This is a genomic window from Oleiphilus messinensis, assembly GCF_002162375.1.
GTDB lineage: Bacteria > Pseudomonadota > Gammaproteobacteria > Pseudomonadales > Oleiphilaceae > Oleiphilus > Oleiphilus messinensis.
The window spans coordinates 5,847,466-5,865,859 of record NZ_CP021425.1; the positions used below are offsets into that span (position 1 = coordinate 5,847,466).

General features: G+C 50.4%; 18 protein-coding genes. 5 read left to right on the plus strand and 13 right to left on the minus strand.

Going from position 1 to position 18,394, the window contains the following annotated elements; all coding sequences use genetic code 11:
- Positions 1-5 precede the first annotated feature (5 nt).
- Both OLMES_RS25310 and OLMES_RS25315 read left to right on the plus strand, forming a co-directional pair.
- Positions 6-1,211, plus strand: coding sequence for an acyl-CoA dehydrogenase family protein (locus OLMES_RS25310; RefSeq protein ID WP_087463813.1), 1,206 nt, complete (start codon positions 6-8; stop codon positions 1,209-1,211).
- Positions 1,212-1,250: 39 nt separating this feature from the next.
- Positions 1,251-1,652 carry a DoxX family protein gene (locus OLMES_RS25315; RefSeq protein ID WP_087463814.1) on the plus strand — a complete coding sequence of 134 codons (402 nt, stop codon included), beginning with the start codon at positions 1,251-1,253 and terminating at the stop codon, positions 1,650-1,652.
- A 48-nt stretch (positions 1,653-1,700) separates the two neighbouring features.
- Here OLMES_RS25315 and OLMES_RS25320 read toward each other — a convergent pair whose 3' ends face one another.
- The 5 genes from OLMES_RS25320 to zwf all read right to left on the minus strand — a co-directional run bounded on the left by OLMES_RS25320 (position 1,701) and on the right by zwf (position 6,607).
- Positions 1,701-2,459 carry an SDR family oxidoreductase gene (locus tag OLMES_RS25320; RefSeq protein ID WP_087463815.1) on the minus strand — a complete coding sequence of 253 codons (759 nt, stop codon included), beginning with the start codon at positions 2,457-2,459 and terminating at the stop codon, positions 1,701-1,703.
- 142 nt (positions 2,460-2,601) lie between these two features.
- Positions 2,602-3,468 carry a substrate-binding periplasmic protein gene (locus OLMES_RS25325; protein ID WP_157678587.1) on the minus strand — a complete coding sequence of 289 codons (867 nt, stop codon included), beginning with the start codon at positions 3,466-3,468 and terminating at the stop codon, positions 2,602-2,604.
- Positions 3,469-3,557: 89 nt separating this feature from the next.
- Entirely contained in the window at positions 3,558-4,217 is a 660-nt protein-coding gene (locus OLMES_RS25330; RefSeq protein WP_087463817.1) for a bifunctional 4-hydroxy-2-oxoglutarate aldolase/2-dehydro-3-deoxy-phosphogluconate aldolase, read from the minus strand.
- Between the two features lie 22 nt (positions 4,218-4,239).
- Complete coding sequence (gene pgl, locus OLMES_RS25335; protein ID WP_087463818.1) at positions 4,240-4,977, minus strand: 6-phosphogluconolactonase; 738 nt, start codon at positions 4,975-4,977, stop codon at positions 4,240-4,242.
- A 145-nt stretch (positions 4,978-5,122) separates the two neighbouring features.
- A complete protein-coding gene (gene zwf, locus OLMES_RS25340; protein WP_087463819.1) occupies positions 5,123-6,607 on the minus strand; it encodes a glucose-6-phosphate dehydrogenase in 1,485 nt (494 codons plus the stop codon).
- 269 nt (positions 6,608-6,876) lie between these two features.
- On the opposite strand from zwf, the gene hexR reads away from it, so the two are divergent.
- The gene (gene hexR, locus OLMES_RS25345) at positions 6,877-7,731 is read left to right on the plus strand and encodes a transcriptional regulator HexR (RefSeq protein WP_198343124.1); all 855 of its coding nucleotides are present in this window, start codon (positions 6,877-6,879) and stop codon (positions 7,729-7,731) included.
- 15 nt (positions 7,732-7,746) lie between these two features.
- On the opposite strand, the gene OLMES_RS25350 is transcribed toward hexR, so the two are convergent.
- Positions 7,747-8,787, minus strand: a complete 1,041-nt coding sequence (locus OLMES_RS25350) for a succinylglutamate desuccinylase/aspartoacylase family protein (protein ID WP_087463820.1) — start codon at positions 8,785-8,787, stop codon at positions 7,747-7,749.
- A 23-nt stretch (positions 8,788-8,810) separates the two neighbouring features.
- Positions 8,811-9,731: a 30S ribosomal protein S6--L-glutamate ligase gene (gene rimK, locus OLMES_RS25355; RefSeq protein WP_087463821.1), complete on the minus strand. Its 921-nt coding sequence runs from the start codon at positions 9,729-9,731 to the stop codon at positions 8,811-8,813.
- 281 nt (positions 9,732-10,012) lie between these two features.
- Here rimK and OLMES_RS25360 point away from each other — a divergent pair, with 281 nt between their 5' ends.
- Entirely contained in the window at positions 10,013-11,449 is a 1,437-nt protein-coding gene (locus tag OLMES_RS25360; RefSeq protein ID WP_157678588.1) for a DUF4139 domain-containing protein, read from the plus strand.
- Positions 11,450-11,494: 45 nt separating this feature from the next.
- Here the strand turns inward: OLMES_RS25360 and OLMES_RS25365 are convergent, their stop codons facing one another.
- Genes OLMES_RS25365 through OLMES_RS25390 form a run of 6 tightly spaced genes read right to left on the minus strand, consistent with a single transcriptional unit; the run spans position 11,495 to position 17,271 of the window.
- Positions 11,495-12,127, minus strand: coding sequence for a DNA-3-methyladenine glycosylase I (locus OLMES_RS25365; protein WP_087463823.1), 633 nt, complete (start codon positions 12,125-12,127; stop codon positions 11,495-11,497).
- 25 nt (positions 12,128-12,152) lie between these two features.
- The gene (locus tag OLMES_RS25370) at positions 12,153-12,383 is read right to left on the minus strand and encodes a hypothetical protein (protein ID WP_087463824.1); all 231 of its coding nucleotides are present in this window, start codon (positions 12,381-12,383) and stop codon (positions 12,153-12,155) included.
- A 22-nt stretch (positions 12,384-12,405) separates the two neighbouring features.
- Complete coding sequence (locus tag OLMES_RS25375) at positions 12,406-13,500, minus strand: XdhC family protein (protein ID WP_198343125.1); 1,095 nt, start codon at positions 13,498-13,500, stop codon at positions 12,406-12,408.
- A gap of 39 nt (positions 13,501-13,539) precedes the next feature.
- Positions 13,540-15,771, minus strand: a complete 2,232-nt coding sequence (locus tag OLMES_RS25380) for a xanthine dehydrogenase family protein molybdopterin-binding subunit (protein ID WP_232465210.1) — start codon at positions 15,769-15,771, stop codon at positions 13,540-13,542.
- A 3-nt stretch (positions 15,772-15,774) separates the two neighbouring features.
- Entirely contained in the window at positions 15,775-16,335 is a 561-nt protein-coding gene (locus OLMES_RS25385; protein WP_087463826.1) for a (2Fe-2S)-binding protein, read from the minus strand.
- A 39-nt stretch (positions 16,336-16,374) separates the two neighbouring features.
- Positions 16,375-17,271 (minus strand): AraC family transcriptional regulator, encoded by an 897-nt coding sequence (locus OLMES_RS25390; protein ID WP_087463827.1) that lies wholly within the window; start codon positions 17,269-17,271, stop codon positions 16,375-16,377.
- Positions 17,272-17,593: 322 nt separating this feature from the next.
- Here OLMES_RS25390 and OLMES_RS25395 point away from each other — a divergent pair, with 322 nt between their 5' ends.
- Entirely contained in the window at positions 17,594-18,391 is a 798-nt protein-coding gene (locus OLMES_RS25395) for a substrate-binding periplasmic protein (RefSeq protein WP_087463828.1), read from the plus strand.
- Positions 18,392-18,394: the final 3 nt, after the last annotated feature.

The window sequence follows — 18,394 nt, forward strand, 5'->3', positions numbered from 1 at the left end:
ACACCATGAATCTTGAAAATCCGAAAAAATTCAAAGCCCTCGTCAACCAGGCACAACAGGTTGCCAATGAAGTATTCCGCCCCATTTCACGCAAATACGATTTGGCCGAACATGATTATCCCAAAGAACTGGATATGCTGGCAGCCATTATGGATGGCATGAACGACGGCGATATCAACGGTGGCGCAGGTGCCGCACGACTGAGCAAAAAGAAATCCGGCGATGACAACGGTGTGCGCAACGGTGCGAACATGTCTACCGTGCTGGGGCTGACGGAGCTGTGCTGGGGTGATACCGGTCTGGCACTGAGCTTGCCAAGACAGGGCTTGGGCAATGCTGCGATTGCCGCCGTCGCCAATGATGAACAGCTGAAACGCTTTCAGAATTCTTGGGCCGCGATGGCAATTACCGAACCCGGCGCCGGATCGGATTCAGCAAATATTCGCACAACAGCCCAAAAAGATGGTGATCATTACATCCTGAATGGCGAAAAAATCTTCGTGACCTGTGGCGAGAGAGCCGACGCCGTTGTGGTATGGGCCACGCTGGACAAATCCCTGGGCAAGGCCGCAATCAAATCCTTTGTGGTAGAAAAGGGAACCCCGGGAATGGACGTCACCCGCCTGGAACACAAACTGGGTATCAAGGCATCGGATACTGCTGCAATTACCTTCACAGACTGCCGCGTTCCGGCGGAAAACCTGCTGGGTAACCCCGAAGTAGACGTCAAAAAGGGCTTTGGCGGAGTAATGGAAACCTTCGACAATACCCGTCCCGTCGTTGCCTCTATGGCTGTCGGTCTGGCCAGAGCGGCTCTGGAGCGCACGAAAGAACTGCTCAAAGAAGCCGTTGCTCAGGATTACACCACACCAATCAATAACGTCAGCCATGTTGAAGCAGAACTCTACCGCATGGAAGCCAATTGGGAATCCGCCAGGCTATTGACCCTGAAAGCCGCCTGGATGGCAGACAACGGTCAGCCAAATTCACTGGAGGCCTCCGTTTCGAAAGCCAAGGCCGGAAGAACCTGCAACGCCATCACCATGAAGTGTGTCGAGCTCTGTTCCAGCCTGGGCTATTCAGAAAAAGAGTTGTTAGAGAAATGGGCTCGAGATTCAAAAATCCTCGATATTTTTGAAGGCACCCAGCAAATCCAGCAACTCATCATTGCGCGACGACTGTTGAATAAGTCATCAGCCGAGTTGAAATAACTGTTTATATTGAACAAATTAGAGGAGTGAAACAGACAAATGAGTCAATACCAACGCATTGGACTGGGTTTTGTATTTTTGTGGTTTATGGGCGGAGGGATAGGTCACTTCGTGATGACCGATTTCTTCGTCAACATTATGCCACCCCAGCTTCCATTGCACTATGAAGCGGTTTACATCAGCGGTGTTTTTGAAATTCTCGGAGCACTGGGCCTACTCATTCCCGCGACTCGACGGTGGGCAGGCTATGGATTGATCGCACTAACCATCTGTGTCACACCTGCAAATGTTCACATGTGGATGAACCCGGAGCTTTATCCTGAGTTTCCAGAGTGGGCCTTAACGGCACGCCTGGTCATTCAAGCATTGCTTCTCGCTTGTATCGCCTGGAGTACTCGTCCTGTCGAGTCGACGACTGACTCTCAGCCTGCGGTCGCTTAAACTAGCCCCCCGGATCCGCTTTCTGAGCGGATACCGGGGCGGCTCAAATCAACGACTCAACACATCCATCATTAACCGGGTGGCTTTCGCCGGCAACACTTTGCTCATACGCATTAGCGATGCGAACTGCAAACCAACCGGAAAATGTACCGCCTGATTATTCATTGCCGTCCAGGCCGCTTTTGCGACATCATCGGGATCCAGATTTACACCGAGGCGCTTAACCACCGCAGGCGTCACGTCTTGCTCCGTCACCATCGGGGTGTTCACAAATGGCGGCATTAAATCGCAAACATGAATATCAAACTTCTGCCATTCAATGTTTAACGCTTCAGTCAGGCCTCGTACAGCGAATTTGGAGGCAGAATAACTCGCCAGGTGTGGCACGCCATACAATGCGGACGCGGAACTCATATTGATAATTTTTGCGCCCTTGGTTTCCTTCAGGAAAGGAAATGCAGCATGGCAAACATTCATCAGACCCATAACATTGATATCAAAGGTGCGCCGATGCTCAGTCAATTCGATTTGCTCGAAGCTGCCCATTCGGAGGACGCCAGCCGAATTGAATACACCGTTGATTTTGCCACCATTCAACTTGGCAAAATCAGCCACTGCAGCAGCAGTTGCCGCACTATCAGTTACATCCAGAGTCTGATACCAACAACTACCTAACCGTTCGGATAGCGCTTTCAATGCATCTTCATTGATATCCACTAGCCCGAGGTACCACCCTTTGCGGTGGAAAAGCTCCGCCGCAGCTTTACCAATTCCGGATGCAGCGCCAGTAATTAAAATCGATTTCATACAGTCATTCTCTCCTGTTGCTCTCTACTACTGATCCGGCTTGTTATTTTGATTATGACCAAACCAAGCATATGCTTGGTTTGGCATTGTAAAGGGATTTTGTGGGAAATGCGAAAGGAAATCGAAAGCAACCGGATACGGCTTAGGGCATGTTAACGTAGGCTTCCAGATATTTCTGCTTATTTTCTGCCCGGATCTTGGCCATCTGTTTCCAGACCTGCATGGGCAAGTCTGGCTCTGATTGCGCTCGTTGCCTGGAAAAAACCAGATACCAGTCTGCATTGAAGTAAGGTTCGCGGTGGTGACTGATTTTCTTGACCAGATTCATCTCTGCGACCATACGTTGACCTATCTGGAAATCGATAACAAACCCATCCAGTTTGTTAAGCTCCAACAAATGAAAGGCATTGTAGGGGTCTGTGACATGGCGATTGAATACCCCATCGTCTTGTAGCTTCTTTGCCGCCAGATAACCCAAAGGTGTACCAATTCCGAGAGGTACTGCACTGAACTGCTGACCATTCCAGATGGGTATACGATCTACATTTGAATAGATATGGTAGCTGGCCTGCCAAAGTCGAAACGCCGGATCGATAACCAGTTTCCCTTGCTTAAGTGCTTTTGGGAACAAGCCCCAACGATCTCGCTCGGGTGCCCAGATCGATGGAAAGATTCCGTCCGCAACACCATCCTGAAGATCAACGATGCAGCGTTTCCAGGGACGTCGATAAAACTCGACGGTGCGACCGGCTCGCCCCATTGCATCCGTAACCAGCTCAACCAGAATGCCTGGAGAGTGGCTGGGCACAACATCGTTACCCAATGTATAGGGGTTATAATGTCGCTCTTCATAACAATAACGCAACGGATCATCTGAGGCACGCGCTTGAGCACCAAGGCACAACAGCAGACTGAAGAAAATTAGCAGACAAGCAACCGGACCGGGTTTACGATCCAGGCGGGCACTGAATATCATGAGCGAATGCCCCGCAGAATTGATATTACTCAAATCCTAGAAGCCCGTGTTCTGCCTGTCAATGCATCCCTGTCGATGCAACCCGGTCAAAACAATCCAGTCGAGTTGGCATTTCGCCAAGTTCACCCGGTGCGAATTGACGATGCAAGAGCACAAGCACTTTTTGCTAAATCAGTGATTGTAGACCAGGACTGACTGGCGAGCGCATCCGCCGGGGTTAACCAGGTCCCACCAACGGCGATCACGTTAGTCAAGCCGAGGTAATCTTTAAGATTCCCCGGACTCACTCCGCCAGTCGGGCAAAAAGAGCAATCTGCAGCCGGGCCGGAAAATGCTTTCAATGCTTTAATCCCGCCAGAGATTTCCGCCGGAAAAAATTTGAATCGCCGAAGCCCCATTTGATACCCCAGCATCAATTCAGACAACGTGGCGATACCCGGCAAAATGGGTAGCTCGGAATGAATCATCGCGCTCAATAGTTCCGGGGTCGACCCCGGGCTGACAACAAACTGTGCACCAGCGGTCTGCACCGCTTGCAACTGTTCGACTGTCATGACTGTACCCGCACCAACAATCACATCCGGTAAGGTGGCTCGAATAGACTCGATACCAGGCAAACCTGCCGGTGTTCTCAGTGTCACTTCCAGCACGGATAAGCCACCGGCAAATAACGCCTTGGCCAAGGGTACAGCCTGGTCAACAGATTCAAGGGTAATCACGGGTACAATCGGTGAATGACTCAGCCAGTCATCCAATACGGATGCTTTTCCAATATCTGTCATAGGCTCCTCCTTTCAAGCAGCATCAAGGACTCCAGAAGATCTTCATCGGCGCCTGCAGGAATGCCCTGATTGGCATTGTTTCCAAATCATCCGCTAACAAAGCTTGTTCCAATGTTGCCAGTTTATCCTGACCGCAGATATGCAAAATGCGGGATGGCGCAGCGAACAACATTTTACTGGTCAGGGAAATTCGAGTGTGCGGTGCATGGGGTGGTCGCATCACACAGCACCTGGCGGAGCGATTTCGATCCATTGCCAGCGCTAACCCCTCGGTATCCGGGAACAGGGAAGCGGTATGACCATCGTTCCCCATACCCAGGATGATGACATCTACAGGTTGGGGAATACGTGCCAGTTTCCGTTCACACAACGCTGTAATTTCTGAATCAAACCTACCGGTGCTGAAATCGTGACCATTTAATTCACGGGGCACCAAGCCAACAAACTGTGCTTTACCGGCCTGCTCAACAAGCAAGTTTTCACGTACCAGTTTTTCATTGCTGTCCTGATGATCAACCGGTACCAGTCGATCATCCACAAGTCCTATGGTGATATTTTCCCAATCCAGCTCCTGACGGGCGAGCGAGCGAAAGAACGGCACGGGGGTTGATCCACCTGAAACCATTAAACTGGCAACATTGCGTTCATTGATTGCATGATCCAATAACTCTGCAACGTATTCCGTCATTACTGAAGCCAACGTATCACGGTCCGGAAAGGACCGCCATCGAATAAAACCGGGTAAATTCTCGGGCCGCATCAAATTCCAACTTCAAAACGTAAAATAATATGGGTACGAACCCTGCAACAGTATGTGCTACGCACCATGCCGTAACAGGTTCGCATCATGATTGAACCACTCAATACTTACAGTTGAAACATTAAAAATACCAATACCCGAGCTGCTAGAGATCCTCATGCCATGAGAGTCCGTCTCGGGCGATCAAGGTAATCGCGGATGCGGGGCCCCATGACCCGGCCGGGTATTTTTTCGGTTGGATACCCAATTTCTCCCAACCCGCGATCAACTGATCACACCACTTCCAGGCACATTCCACTTCATCCCGGCGCACAAACAGATACTGATTACCTTTCAACACTTCCCATAACAATCGTTCATAGGCGTCAGGTATTCGACCCGCCTGAAACGCTTGCGAGAAATTGAGCTGCAATGGGCCCTGCCGAAGCCGCATGCCTTTATCCAACCCCTGATCCTTGGTCAGCACCTGAAGTGAAATACCCTCGTCCGGCTGCAATCGGATCATTAACTTGTTGTGGGCGATTCTTTTTTGGTCAGGATCAAAAATATAGTGCGCAGCGGGCTTAAAATGCACAATAATCTGGGAAAGCTTTTCCGGCAATCGCTTTCCAGTGCGCAAATAGAACGGCACGCCGGCCCAACGCCAATTGGCTATTTCCGCTTTGAATGCAACAAACGTTTCGGTCTGGCTCAATTCATTTGCGCCCTCTTCTTCAAGATATCCTGGCACAACCTTCCCCTCAATAATGCCCCGGGCGTAACGGCCACGTACCAATAGCAAATCCATATGTTCATGGGGTATTGGCTTCAATGCTTTAAGTACTTTGACCTTTTCATCCCGGATGCTATCCGCGGAAAGGTCACTGGGGGGATCCATGGCGATCAGACACAGCAGTTGTAGCAGATGATTTTGCACCATATCCCGAAGCTGTCCCGCTTTATCGAAATAGCCCCAACGACCTTCGATACCCACGGATTCCGCAACATTGATCTCAACATGGGAGATATGGTTGTGATCCCACTGACTTTCAAACAATGAGTTGGCAAAGCGCAGCGCAATCAGGTTCTGTACGGTTTCTTTGCCGAGATAATGGTCAATCCGATAAATCTGGCTTTCCCGAAAAAATTGCGCAAGGTGATTGTTGATCTGTGTACTGGAGGCATAGTCATGGCCAATCGGCTTTTCAACCACAACTCGGGTATTATCTTTCACTACACCAATGTTACTTAAGTGTTCACTGATCACCGCATAGAGGGCAGGTGGTGTTGCGTAGTACAGAATCAAGTCTTGATATTGAATCCCCTGCAAGGCGGTTGCAAGTTTTGCATAATCCTCAGCCTGGGCGAGATCAATGGCAACATAACTGAGTTTAGCGAGTAATTTTTCAACCGAATCAGGGTTGGGCGCTTCGCCTTTGACGAAGGTATCGAGGCGGCTGCGTATCTCCTCACGAAATTTTTCTTCGTCCATGTCTTCCAGAGAGACCCCGAGAATCAGGCAGTTATCCTCGAGCAAGCCTGCATGTTGCAATTGGTATAGGGCTGGAAATAGCTTCCGCCGGGCTAAATCACCCAACGCGCCAAACATGACGAATACAGAATTGGCTTCCCTTTTGGAACCGGTGTCCATAACGATCCTTCAACAATCATGCCTCAGGAAACAACATGCCTCAGGCATTTACATCAACGGAACATCAAGCAACGTAACCGCTTGAACAAAATAATTGCCCTTCGCGAACGGATACATTGTCTCGCGCTTAGCAATCTGAAATGAGCAGGTTTTCTGCGAGCCTAACCCGAAAGTAGTAAAATAACCATTTTTATTCATCGTATTGTATGATATTGCTTTAATCAACAAATTTGTTTGATATTTTTACTACACCACTAGGCCTGTTCACCGTGACCAATCTGATTAACGACATTACCCATCGACTCGAAGAACTCAACCGTTCGGAACGCAAAGTAGCCGATGTCATCCTGAAAGACCCTGACGCGGCAACCCGCTGCAGCATCGCTACGCTTGCGCGCTCAGCTAAAGTGAGTGAACCTACGGTAAACCGGTTCTGTAACCGGTTTACCAGCTCTGGATTTCCAGACTTCAAGCTACAATTAGCATTGAGCATGGCCAAAGGCACCCCTTGGGTGAGCCAGTCAGTGGACCCCGATGACAGTGTAGAAGACTTTACCGACAAGATCTTCCAAAGCACGATTTCAGCTCTCGACAGCAGTCGTAGAGCCGTTCCCCCAAAAACGTTCACAAAAGCCATCGACTATCTGAGTCAGGCTAAACAAATCGCATTTTTTGGTTTGGGTGGCTCTGCCCCGGTCGCCATGGACGCACAGCAAAAGTTCTTTCGTTTTAATATTCCGGTTGTGGCCCACAACGACTTTCTTATGCAGCGGATGGTCGCTGCAGCCTCTCATACCGGCGACGTAATCGTTTTTATATCCTACACCGGTCGCACCCGGGAACTGGTGGAAATCGCCGAAATCGCACGGAAGGCTGGCGCTACCGTAATTGGCATCACAGCACCGGATTCGCCTTTATCAGCGCAATGTACTGTTGCTCTGGAAGTCACCGCACCGGAAAATACGGACGTTTTCTTACCCATGACATCGCGAATTGTACACTTGGCCATAATTGATGTTTTGGCGACCGGTGTAACCTTGCGCAGAGGCAGTGATTTCCAACGCCATCTACGCAAAATCAAAGAAAGCCTCAACTCCAGCCGGGTACAGGAAGATAACGTTTAGCCTGAAAAAACGGCCCTAGGTAATCGCCTCATCATTAGAAGCAACCTGCTCTTCAAGTCGGAGTTGGAAATTGTCTACCGCTTTTTCAGCCAGGGCCACTTTTTCAAAACGGGCGATATGGAAAATTGCCTCGCCCTCATGGGCCAACGGAAGGTTGCTGCGACCGATAATAATCCCGGAGAACGGTGCTTCAATCGGCTGTCCTGTGGTCTCCAATGGTCCGTTTATCATGGCCAGTAACTCGCCCTTCGCAACCCGGCTGCCCAGCGGTTTGATGGCCCGCAAGAAGCCATCTGAGGGTGACCGCACCCATGAAGTAGAACGGGCCAAGACATGTTGAATTTCGGGTCTTCCCTGTTTGCGGCGGACGATCATCTCCAGGTCTTCCATGATTCGCCGGATACCCCGGACACCTGCTGCGATTGATGTTTCATCAAATCGCAGCGCCTCACCTGCCTCGTAGGTAATGATTGGCACGCCAAGATCATCCCCGGTGCCGCGGAAGGAGCCATCTCGAATTTCTGCATCAATGATTACCGGCACACCAAATGCCCGGGCCATCCAGGCTGCCCGCTCATTATCAAGATGAACTCGAATTTGGGGAAGATTACTTCGATCCAACGCTCCCGTATGCAAATCGATTGCATAATCTGCGTGAGACAACACCAATGTCGTGAATTGATGCGCGATCCGCGCTGCGAGCGACCCTTTCTCAGAACCGGGAAAACAGCGATTCAAATCACGGCGATCCGGCAAATAGCGGGATCGATGAATACACCCCAGCACATTGACAATCGGCACGGCAATCAATGTGCCACGAAGATTGCGCAACCATGAGGCCCCGAGTACACGCCGGATAATTTCGATACCATTCAGTTCATCACCGTGAATTGCGGCGCAAATCAATAACGTCGGCCCGGGGTGCTTACCGTGTAACACCTCGATAGGAATACTGACCTCAGATTGGGTATAGAGCTGCCCGATCGGTAGCTCGAAACGACTTCGTTTACCCGGCGCAACATGCTCTCCCAAAAACTCGAATGGCTCAACGTTCATAACATACTACCCAATCTATAACCTTACCCCTTGCCACGGGTACGTGTTCGGCTCAAAGGGTTGGTTTTAATATCAATCTGCTTTTCGATAAATTTAATAATCATGCCAGCAACATCTTTACCGGTTGAGGCTTCAATGCCCTCCAGGCCGGGAGATGAGTTTACTTCCATCACTTTTGGACCAGATGATGAGCGCAGTAAGTCCACCCCCGCCACATTCAAGCCCATAACTTTTGCAGCTTGAACCGCCGTAGCCCGTTCAGCTGGCGTAATACGAACCACACTGGCGGTTCCGCCCCGATGGAGATTGGAGCGAAACTCACCGGGTTGGGCCTGACGTTTCATCGCCGCGACCACTTTGTCACCAACAACGAGACAGCGTATATCTGCACCATCGGCTTCTTTGACAAATTCTTGCACCAAAATATTGGTCTTCAGGCCCATAAAAGCCTCGATCACACTCTCTGCTGCTTTTTTGGTTTCGGCCAAAACAACACCAATTCCCTGAGTACCTTCCAGCAATTTTATAACCAGGGGTGCACCTCCCACCATTTTGATGAGATCCTGCACATCATCTGGTTTATGGGCGAACCCGGTCACGGGCATGCCAATACCTTTGCGTGACAACAGCTGTAACGATCGCAGTTTATCCCGGGATCGACTGATCGCCACAGACTCGTTCAGCGGGTAGACCCCCATCATTTCGAACTGCCGCAAAACAGCCGTACCATAAAATGTGATCGAGGCACCGATACGTGGTATCACAGCATCAAACCCGACCAGCTCCTCTCCCTTGTAGTGGATTGTTGGCGCGTGGGCTGCGATATTCATATAACAGTGCAGCGTATCAATTACTTCAACTTCATGTCCCAGTTTCTGCCCCGCTTCGACCAATCGACGCGTGGAGTATAAATCTGGATTACGCGAGAGTATTCCTATTTTCAAGACGTTATCCCCGGATAAGTAGATAAGAAGAGTGACCATTAACAAGAATTAATCTCGTTGTAATGGCTCAAGCCCAAGTTTTCAAAACAGGATGGATTATACTCTCAATCAGTGACCCCTGGGATAGGTCGTATCAACAATTACCGGTTATCTTTTTCGCTATTGATCCCGAGACATCCCTAACAATATCAACCGACTCGGGCTCTCGGCGTAGGTTATATTGTTTTCATGTTCATCTGTATTGTTCTCAATATAGTCGAGCCTCACAGAAAGGACGAATTATGAATGGCACCAAACAACTCACTCCAAAACTGCTTGCGACGATCATCGCCTGTACTGGAACGGCCTCCCAGGCAAGTAACCTGACACTGTACAGTGATTTTGCCGTGGTTCAGGACAACATCACACTGAACCTGAAAACTGGTGAAAACGCCGTTGCATTTCAGGATATAACCCGGCATCTCGAGCCTTCATCAGTCATGCTCAGCACCGGGCAGACGGGATGGAACCTGATCATCAAGGAACAAAACTATCAAGGCTCACCATTGGATCAGGTCCGGCTGTTGCAACAATACGAAGGTCAGGAGATTGAATTTATCGTGCGCTATGACGATCACCAGACCATCAAGCGGGGAAAAATTATCCGAGCACCTGAATCTGGCGGCATGCAAGCAGACCCGATGGATGCCATTGTTGAATGGGATGGTAAAGTTAATTTTGGCTTGCCCGGCACGCCACTGTTCCCCCCCATAAAAGATCAGAGCGTGTTAAAGCCACAACTGGACTGGCAACTTTTCTCCAGCAAGTCCGGCAAAGCCGATGCCAGCTTGAGTTATATTACCCGCGGTTTCGGCTGGGATGCCGCCTATAATTTCATTGAACGTTCGGATACTAAACTGGACGCCGCCGGCTGGATGACCATCCGCAATTACTCGGGTAAAGACTTTGAAAAAAGTAACTTGAAGCTCGTTGCCGGTGAAGTGAACAAGCTGGCAGAAGGTCGCGACATGTCCGGTCAATACCGGATGAAAATGGCCGTAGCGGAAAGTATGCCAGCCGTGACAGAAAAAAGTATCGATGAATTCCACATGTACACTGTCCCCTATCCGGTTGACTTGCAGGCCGGGCAAACCAAACAGATTCAGTTTCTAAGCGGTCAGAATATCAGCTACCAAACGGAACTGGTCTATGATGGCGCCAACCTGCCCTACAACTTCAATAGCGAATACATTCGGACACAGCGGGACTTTGGTGCCCGTGGCAACGATGCCGTGAACATTTACAAGGTTTTCGAGAATTCTGCCAAAAACGGACTGGGGAAACCTCTGCCTTCAGGACGAATTCGATTCTATGAACAAGACGACGACGGCAGTCTGATCTTCACCGGTGAAAACAGGATTGATCACACCGCTCGGGAGGAAACCGTCAAGGTCTTCACCGGAAGTGCATTTGATGTCAAAGGGGAACGAAAGCAGACAGAGTTCACGGTACACAGTTCCCAGCGACAGGCGCGAGAAACCTTCAAAATCACGCTGACCAACCGCAAAGCCGAAAGCGTATCCGTGAAAGTGGTCGAACATTTATATCGGGGGCCAGAATACAACATTAGCAGTCAGACCAAATGGCAACAGGATGATGCGGGCACCATTAGCACGGAAGTCAGTATTCCTGCGAACAGCACATCAGTGATGACTTATACCGTAGACTACAGCTGGTAGAAACAACTCATCCCGCCAGGATCGGATCAGCAGCACCGGATTGAATCAATCCTGCTGCTGAGCCGACATACCAAGATCAAGGCAATCCTGATAGGCAAGACAATGTTCGAGATGATCATTGACCATGCCGACCGCCTGCATAAAAGCGTAACAAATTGTCGGGCCGACAAACGTAAATCCTCTTTTCTTGAGGGCTTTTGACATCGCCTCGGAAGCCGGTGTCATGACCGGCACTTCACTCAACGACTGCCAGCGATTCTGAATCGGAACATGGTCGACAAAAGCCCACAAAAAATGACTGAAGTCGATCCCCTCCGCCGCCATGCTCAAATAGGCTCGGGCGTTTTTAATGATTGAATTCACTTTCAAGCGATTGCGAATAATGCCGGGGTCTGTTAATAAGCGCTCAACATCCTGATCTGTATATCGTGCAATCTGTTCCGGGTCAAATTGCGCATAGGCATTCCGGTAGGTTCCCTGTTTTTTCAGAATGGTAATCCAGCTCAAGCCCGCCTGCTGGCCATCCAGACACAGTTTTTCAAACAGCTCAATTGCATCATAAACAGGCCGTCCCCAGACATGGTCATGGTAATCGGTGTAGAGTGGATCTTCGCCACACCAGCCACAGCGGGAAACCGGTGATAATTTCCCATTCGCATCCTTTACGTTATCCACCATCGAGTCATGCTCTCCGAGCGTACAATCAAAGAAAAAGCTTCGCCCGCTTGAAGCCGATTTCACGGACGACCACACTGGCCGCATCAATTGAACTGAAGCTTTGCACCTTTTCATCTCCAGCAACCAAAAAGTGGCTTTTCCCCTGTTTATCCTTGACCAGTAGCACCCACTCCCCCGCACTGGAGGCATTCGGCAGAATATTCACAGCAGCAAGCTCCGCTGCAGCATACATCGATTGGAGTTGATCAAGGGTCATGGGCGTTTTTGAATTATCAGCTTCAGATGCCCGAATAGTAGCGCATATTTGCGCTTGAGACGACTTCTGCCACAATCGAGAGTGCAATCTCCGGAGGTGTCTGTCCGCCGATGTTCAAACCGGCGGGGCCGTTAATCCGCGCGATATCAGTATCGCTAATGCCCTCGATGCGTAATAAATTCCTGCGGGTTTCATGGGTTTTACGGCTACCCAGCGCAGAAATCAACCCCACATTACGGGATAAAACCTGTTTCAGAATCGGCACTTCCCAATCGTGATCATGGGAAAGTAAAATAACGGCAGTCCACGGATCCAGATCATCAGGGGCGAACTGAGCAGGTGAGTTCAAGGGTAAAAAGACGCAATTGGCATTCTCACAGGGCACCGTAAACTGGGAAGAATAGGCGACCAAATGCCAGTCAAAAGCCCGGGCCAGGTTTAAAAAATAGTCGAAGATCGCTCCCTGCCCGACCACCACAACCCGTTGTCTGGGTCTGTAGGATTTACTGAAATTCGCAAGTTTTTGCTCAACCTCAAGACGAGACCACTGGCGAGATGATGGCGCAGAATGCCCCGGGCCCGGATTAGCATTGTCCAGCGGCACTTGATGTAGATGGTTCAGCCTAGCCTCCGATACATTCCATGACCATTCAACCGGCAAACGCTTCTGATATGCAGAACACAGCGGCGTGAACCAATTGCTTTCAGGACGCGTGAGAATCAGGACATCGATACCCGATCCGCAAGGGAGCTGGATATCAAAATAATCGGAGTCACGACCATAGCGAATCAATCGTTGCTCCGGCGCTTCGCTGCGGAGCAACGACACCGCTTCATGGACCAGTGCGGATTCAACACAGCCGCTGGAAATTAATCCGGCATATTCTCCCCGTTCATTCACCACCATTTGACTGCCCACAGGTCGGGGAGACGAACCTTCAACATTAACCAGCGTGATCAGCGCAATCCCCAATCCCGCCTGATTCCATACCCAGGCCGTGCTGCGAATATCGTCAACAAAGGCATCGGTAAACGGCAGCACCGGGGTCGCCACCGTCGTAGATGAAAAACCTGACGCTTCTGAGGACTGTATTAACGTTGAATCTTCTGGTTTCAATGATCTCACCCAACCTGTATTTTCTGCCCGTCTTTCTTTTTACACAAATTCCACCTGCATGGGCAGGTCACGCATCCAGCGACCACTGGCAGCCGCTATTGCATTCGCTAGTGCCGGGGCAACCACGGGCGTTCCCGGTTCGCCGACACCGGAAGGAGGCTCGGCTGATGCAACGATATGGACATCGATCTTCGGCATCTGGGCCGCCCGCAGTACCTGATAATCATGGAAATTACTCTCCACCACACGCCCCTGATCGAAGGTAATGGCACTCATCATCGCAGGCGATAATCCAAATCCGATGCCACCTTCCATCTGGGCTCTGATGATATCCGGATTCACGGGTACACCACAATCTACAGCACAGGTTACTTTTTCGACTTTGAAGGCATCCCCCTGACGGGACACTTCAACCACCTGAGCAACGTAAGTACCGAAAGACTTATGCACAGCAACGCCTCGATAGTGGTTTTCTGGCAAGGCTGCAGTCCAATTGGCTTTTTCGGCGGCCATTTTCAGTACACCACGGTGCCGGGGATGCTGCTCCAGCAGGGACATCCGCAACGCTACCGGGTCTTTACCCGCTGCAGTGGCCAATTCGTCCAAAAAGGTTTCAGTGGCATGGGCCGTATGGGTTGATCCAACACTCCGCCACCAGAGCACCGGCACCGGAATCTCCGGAGAATGTAACTCCACTTGCATATTCGGGATGGCATAAGGCAAGTTTGAGGCGCCTTCCACTGAAGTGTGGTCAATTCCATTCTGGATCAGAAACTCGAAGCCGGTTCCTTTCACAATGGACTGCCCAACAATACGGTGCTGCCACGCGATAATGTTGCCATTTTTATCGAGGCCTGCTTTTAATTTATGGAAGTACATGGGCCGGAAATACCCCGCCCGGGTATCGTCTTCCCGGGTCCAGACCAGTTTTACCGGAACGTTACCACCATAGGCTTTAGCGATTTCCGCCGCTTCCAGAACATAATCGGATTTTGAGTTAGCGCGCCGTCCAAAACTGCCGCCCGCATAGAGTGTATTGATTTTGACCTGCTCGGGAGCAACTTTCAGCAAGCCAGCCAGTGCCATTTGATCCCCGGTATGCAGTTGGGCACCGTACCAAAGCTCAGCCCCTGTAATTTTATCCCCCTGTTTACGCAATTGAACAACACAGTTCATCGGCTCCATCGCCGCATGAGCAAGAAACGGGAAAGCATATTCCGCTTCAATGACTTTATCCGCCTGATCAAACCCTTGTGCAATGCTGCCAGTCTGGTGAGCGACAAGGCCTGGCTTGTCTGCTAGTGCTTTGTAATCGGCCAACAGATCGGCACTACTCTGCTTGAAGGCCGCCTGCTCATCCCACTTGATCACGAGTAAATCCCGTGCTTTTTTCGCCTGCCAAAAATCCTTGGCCAGAACCGCCACGCGGTTCTCAAGTGCCACAACGGCCACGACACCCTTCTGTTTTTCTGCTGCGCTGGCATCAAAGCTTAACATTTTTGCACCAAAGCGCGGAGGATGCGCGACGAGTGCTGTCAAGGTACCCGGCTGCTGCATATCCTGCGTGTAAAGTGCCTGCCCCGTGGTTTTACCCACATCTTTGCGGGGCAGTTTTTTACCAATCAGGGTAAATTGATCCGGGGTTTTCAGAACCACTTTGTCCGGAATTTTCTGCATGGCCGCCAACTCCGCAAGCGCACCAAATTCCGATTGTTTGCCGGACGCTGGGTGGCTGACGATACCATTGCTGACCTTTATCTCCCGCGCTGGAACTTGCCATAAGCTCGCGGCCGCAGACACCAGCATCGCCCGGGCACTTGCACCGGCTTCACGCATTTGCATAAACGCGTTTGCAATAGCCGTACTGCCTCCGGTTCCCTGAAATTTACCCCATGCCAGGTTGGCGTATTTACCGGCATTGGCTTCTGCCCCCTCACAGGTGACCTGAGACCAGCTGGCATCCAGTTCTTCTGCAACAAGCGTGGCAAGACCCGTAAAGGTTCCCTGCCCCATTTCCAGATGTTTGATTGTGATACAAACCTGATTATCAGGAGTAATGCAGACAAACGCGTTGGGCTGCAATGCGGCGGCGTTACCTTTCAGTGTTCCCGTTGCTGCCAGGGCTTCCTGTCCTACGGTCACCCCCAACATCAAGGCGGCTCCAGACTGAACACCGGTGACCATAAACTGCCGTCTGGACAATTGCATATTTGCCACTGGGGTCGATTCGGCTACGGGCAAACTTTGTTCTTGCTGATCAGATTTAAACATGAATTAGCCTCCTATCCGGGTATCGGTTTTGTCCGCATTTCCCTTGCTGGCAAACGCATCGTAATAAAGCGGTGAATCAGTACTGTTGTTTTGCGCAACTAATGTACCGGATGCCTGTTTTATCGCTTGTTTAATCCGTACATAGGTTGCACAGCGACAGATATTGCCATTCATATACTGATCGATTTCCTGATCACTTGGTCCAGGATTCGAGCTCAATAGCGCGACTGCAGACATAATCTGCCCCGATTGACAGTAACCACACTGGACAACAGCAACCTCCTCCCAGGCATCAACAACAGCTTTATGGGTTTTCGCAACCGCTGCGCCGGATAACCCCTCGATGGTTGTAATCTGCTGTCCGGTCACACTGCTGATAGGGGTCACGCATGAGCGAATGGGTTGGCCATTCAAGTGCACCGTACAGGCACCACACTGAGCCATGCCACACCCGAATTTGGTTCCGGTAAGCTGAAGATGGTCACGAATAACCCAGAGCAAAGGGGTATCTCCCTCTACATCCACCGTTTGTTGCTTGCCGTTGATATTGATTGAAAAAGCCATGATAACTCCTGTTGAAATGCGTTATTGGAATAACACGGGCTAACGTATGCGTTCGATATCGGCACTGGGCGCGACACCAAAAAAGCGCTTGTACTCACGACTGAACTGGGAATTGCTGGAATAGCCCACATGGTCTGCGGCAGAACTCGCATTGTGCTCTCCCTGAAGCAAGAGCGCCCGAGCTTTGTGCAAACGAATACTTTTTAAATATTGAACCGGCGACGCCGTAGTCACCGCTTTAAAGTGATGGTGCAAAGAGGATTGGCTCATATTCGCCATTCGGGCGAGATTCTCAATCGAGCAGTTTTCGCCATAATGGCCATGGAGGTACTTCATCACCTTGGCGATGTGATGGAATCGGCTGTTTTGCAATACTGTCGCTTTCAATGCAGGCCCCAGTGGACCGAGCAGAATGCGGTAGGTAATTTCCCGCACGTATTGTGGACCCAGAACACTTGCATCCAATGGGGATTCGAGAGACTTCAACAACTGGACTGCTGGCGTCAAGATGGCGTCAGAAAGCGGTTCCGCCCCTACCGCGTCGGGCATGCTATCCAATACTACCGGCACCTGATCCTGAGACATGGTCATGAGCAACTCGCCTATCAGCGAGACATCAACCGACAGTGCCAGCGCGAGAAAGGGCTGGTCAAAGCTGGCCTGCTTAACTTCACACATGAAAGGCATGGGAACCGAGATCACCAGATACTGGTTCGCATCATAAGTAAATTGTCGATCCCCCAGATACCCACGCTTTTGGCCTTGCCCGACAATAACGATGCAGGGGTCGTAAACGACGGGTTGCGACTCTTCCGGGGCACTTTTGCGATACAGCGAAACGCCGGGAATCCCCGTTTCTGTTTGACCTTCCCGCTCCGCCAGTGACGACAACAATGAAGCCAGTTTATTTTGACAGGAGCCGTTCACCTTCTGCATTGAATATTCCTGGTGCGCTACAGGGAAAAACTGGATAGAATCCGACCACTCGAATCCGCTTTCAACTAAAATAGCAGTACGCTGGAAATATGGAATAGATATCGGGGATATTTGCAGGATTAGGCAAACATTCTGGATAAACGAAATAGTGCGCCCGATTCCGCTTCGAGCAATTCATTCTTTCCATTACGGAAAGACGTGTTATTCTCCTAAAAATGTGAATCCTCGTCAGACGCAATACTGAAAAACATCATTCCACCATGACAGAGGATAGGAAACCAACACCAAAGTAAACGGATCGTTACTGCGTAAGGTACCACAAATGAATCGCGAGAAAGCCAATCACTCACCATGGCTTGTGGTGACAGCCAGGTTGCTTGGAGCCATCACCGTGCTCACAGCCCTTGCTTGCCCGTCACTTGCGGATGATTTCGCCGTGGAGGTCGTCACCGAAAACTGGCCGCCCTATAACTACGAAGAAGAGGGTGAGATCAAAGGCTTCGCAACAGAAATCGTAAAAAAAACGCTGGAACATGCAGAGCTATCCCACACAATTCGTCTGGGGATCTGGAAAGGCGTGTATAGCCGGGCTTTAAACCGGAATAATGTGCTGATCTACACCATTACCCGAACCCCGGAACGGGAAGACCTGTTTCACTGGATTGGTCCAATCGCCCATCGAGAATTAAACCTGTACAAACTGCGTGCCCGCAAAGATATCCAGATCAACTCCGTAGCCGACATCAAACATTATCGCCTTGCTCTACAAGACGGAGATGCCAGCACCCAGTTTATTTTCAACAATCACTATTACCCCGAAGACAAAGCAACAATTGTTGACCGACGCGTCTTGAGCTACCGCATGCTGTTTGCCAACCGGGCTGACCTGGCCGTAGGTCAGGACTTATCCATTGCCTACTATATGCGTATGGACGGTCTGCCTACGACACAAATTGAAAAGGCCTTCTCGTTTACCGTAGATGGTGCGTATTACCTCGCCTTCAACAAATCCTCAGACCCCAAGTTGGTGGAACGGGTCAACACCAGTTTCAACACACTGAAACAACAGGGTGCATTTGAACCCATTCTCGACCATTACCGCATTCCAAATGCCGACTGAAGG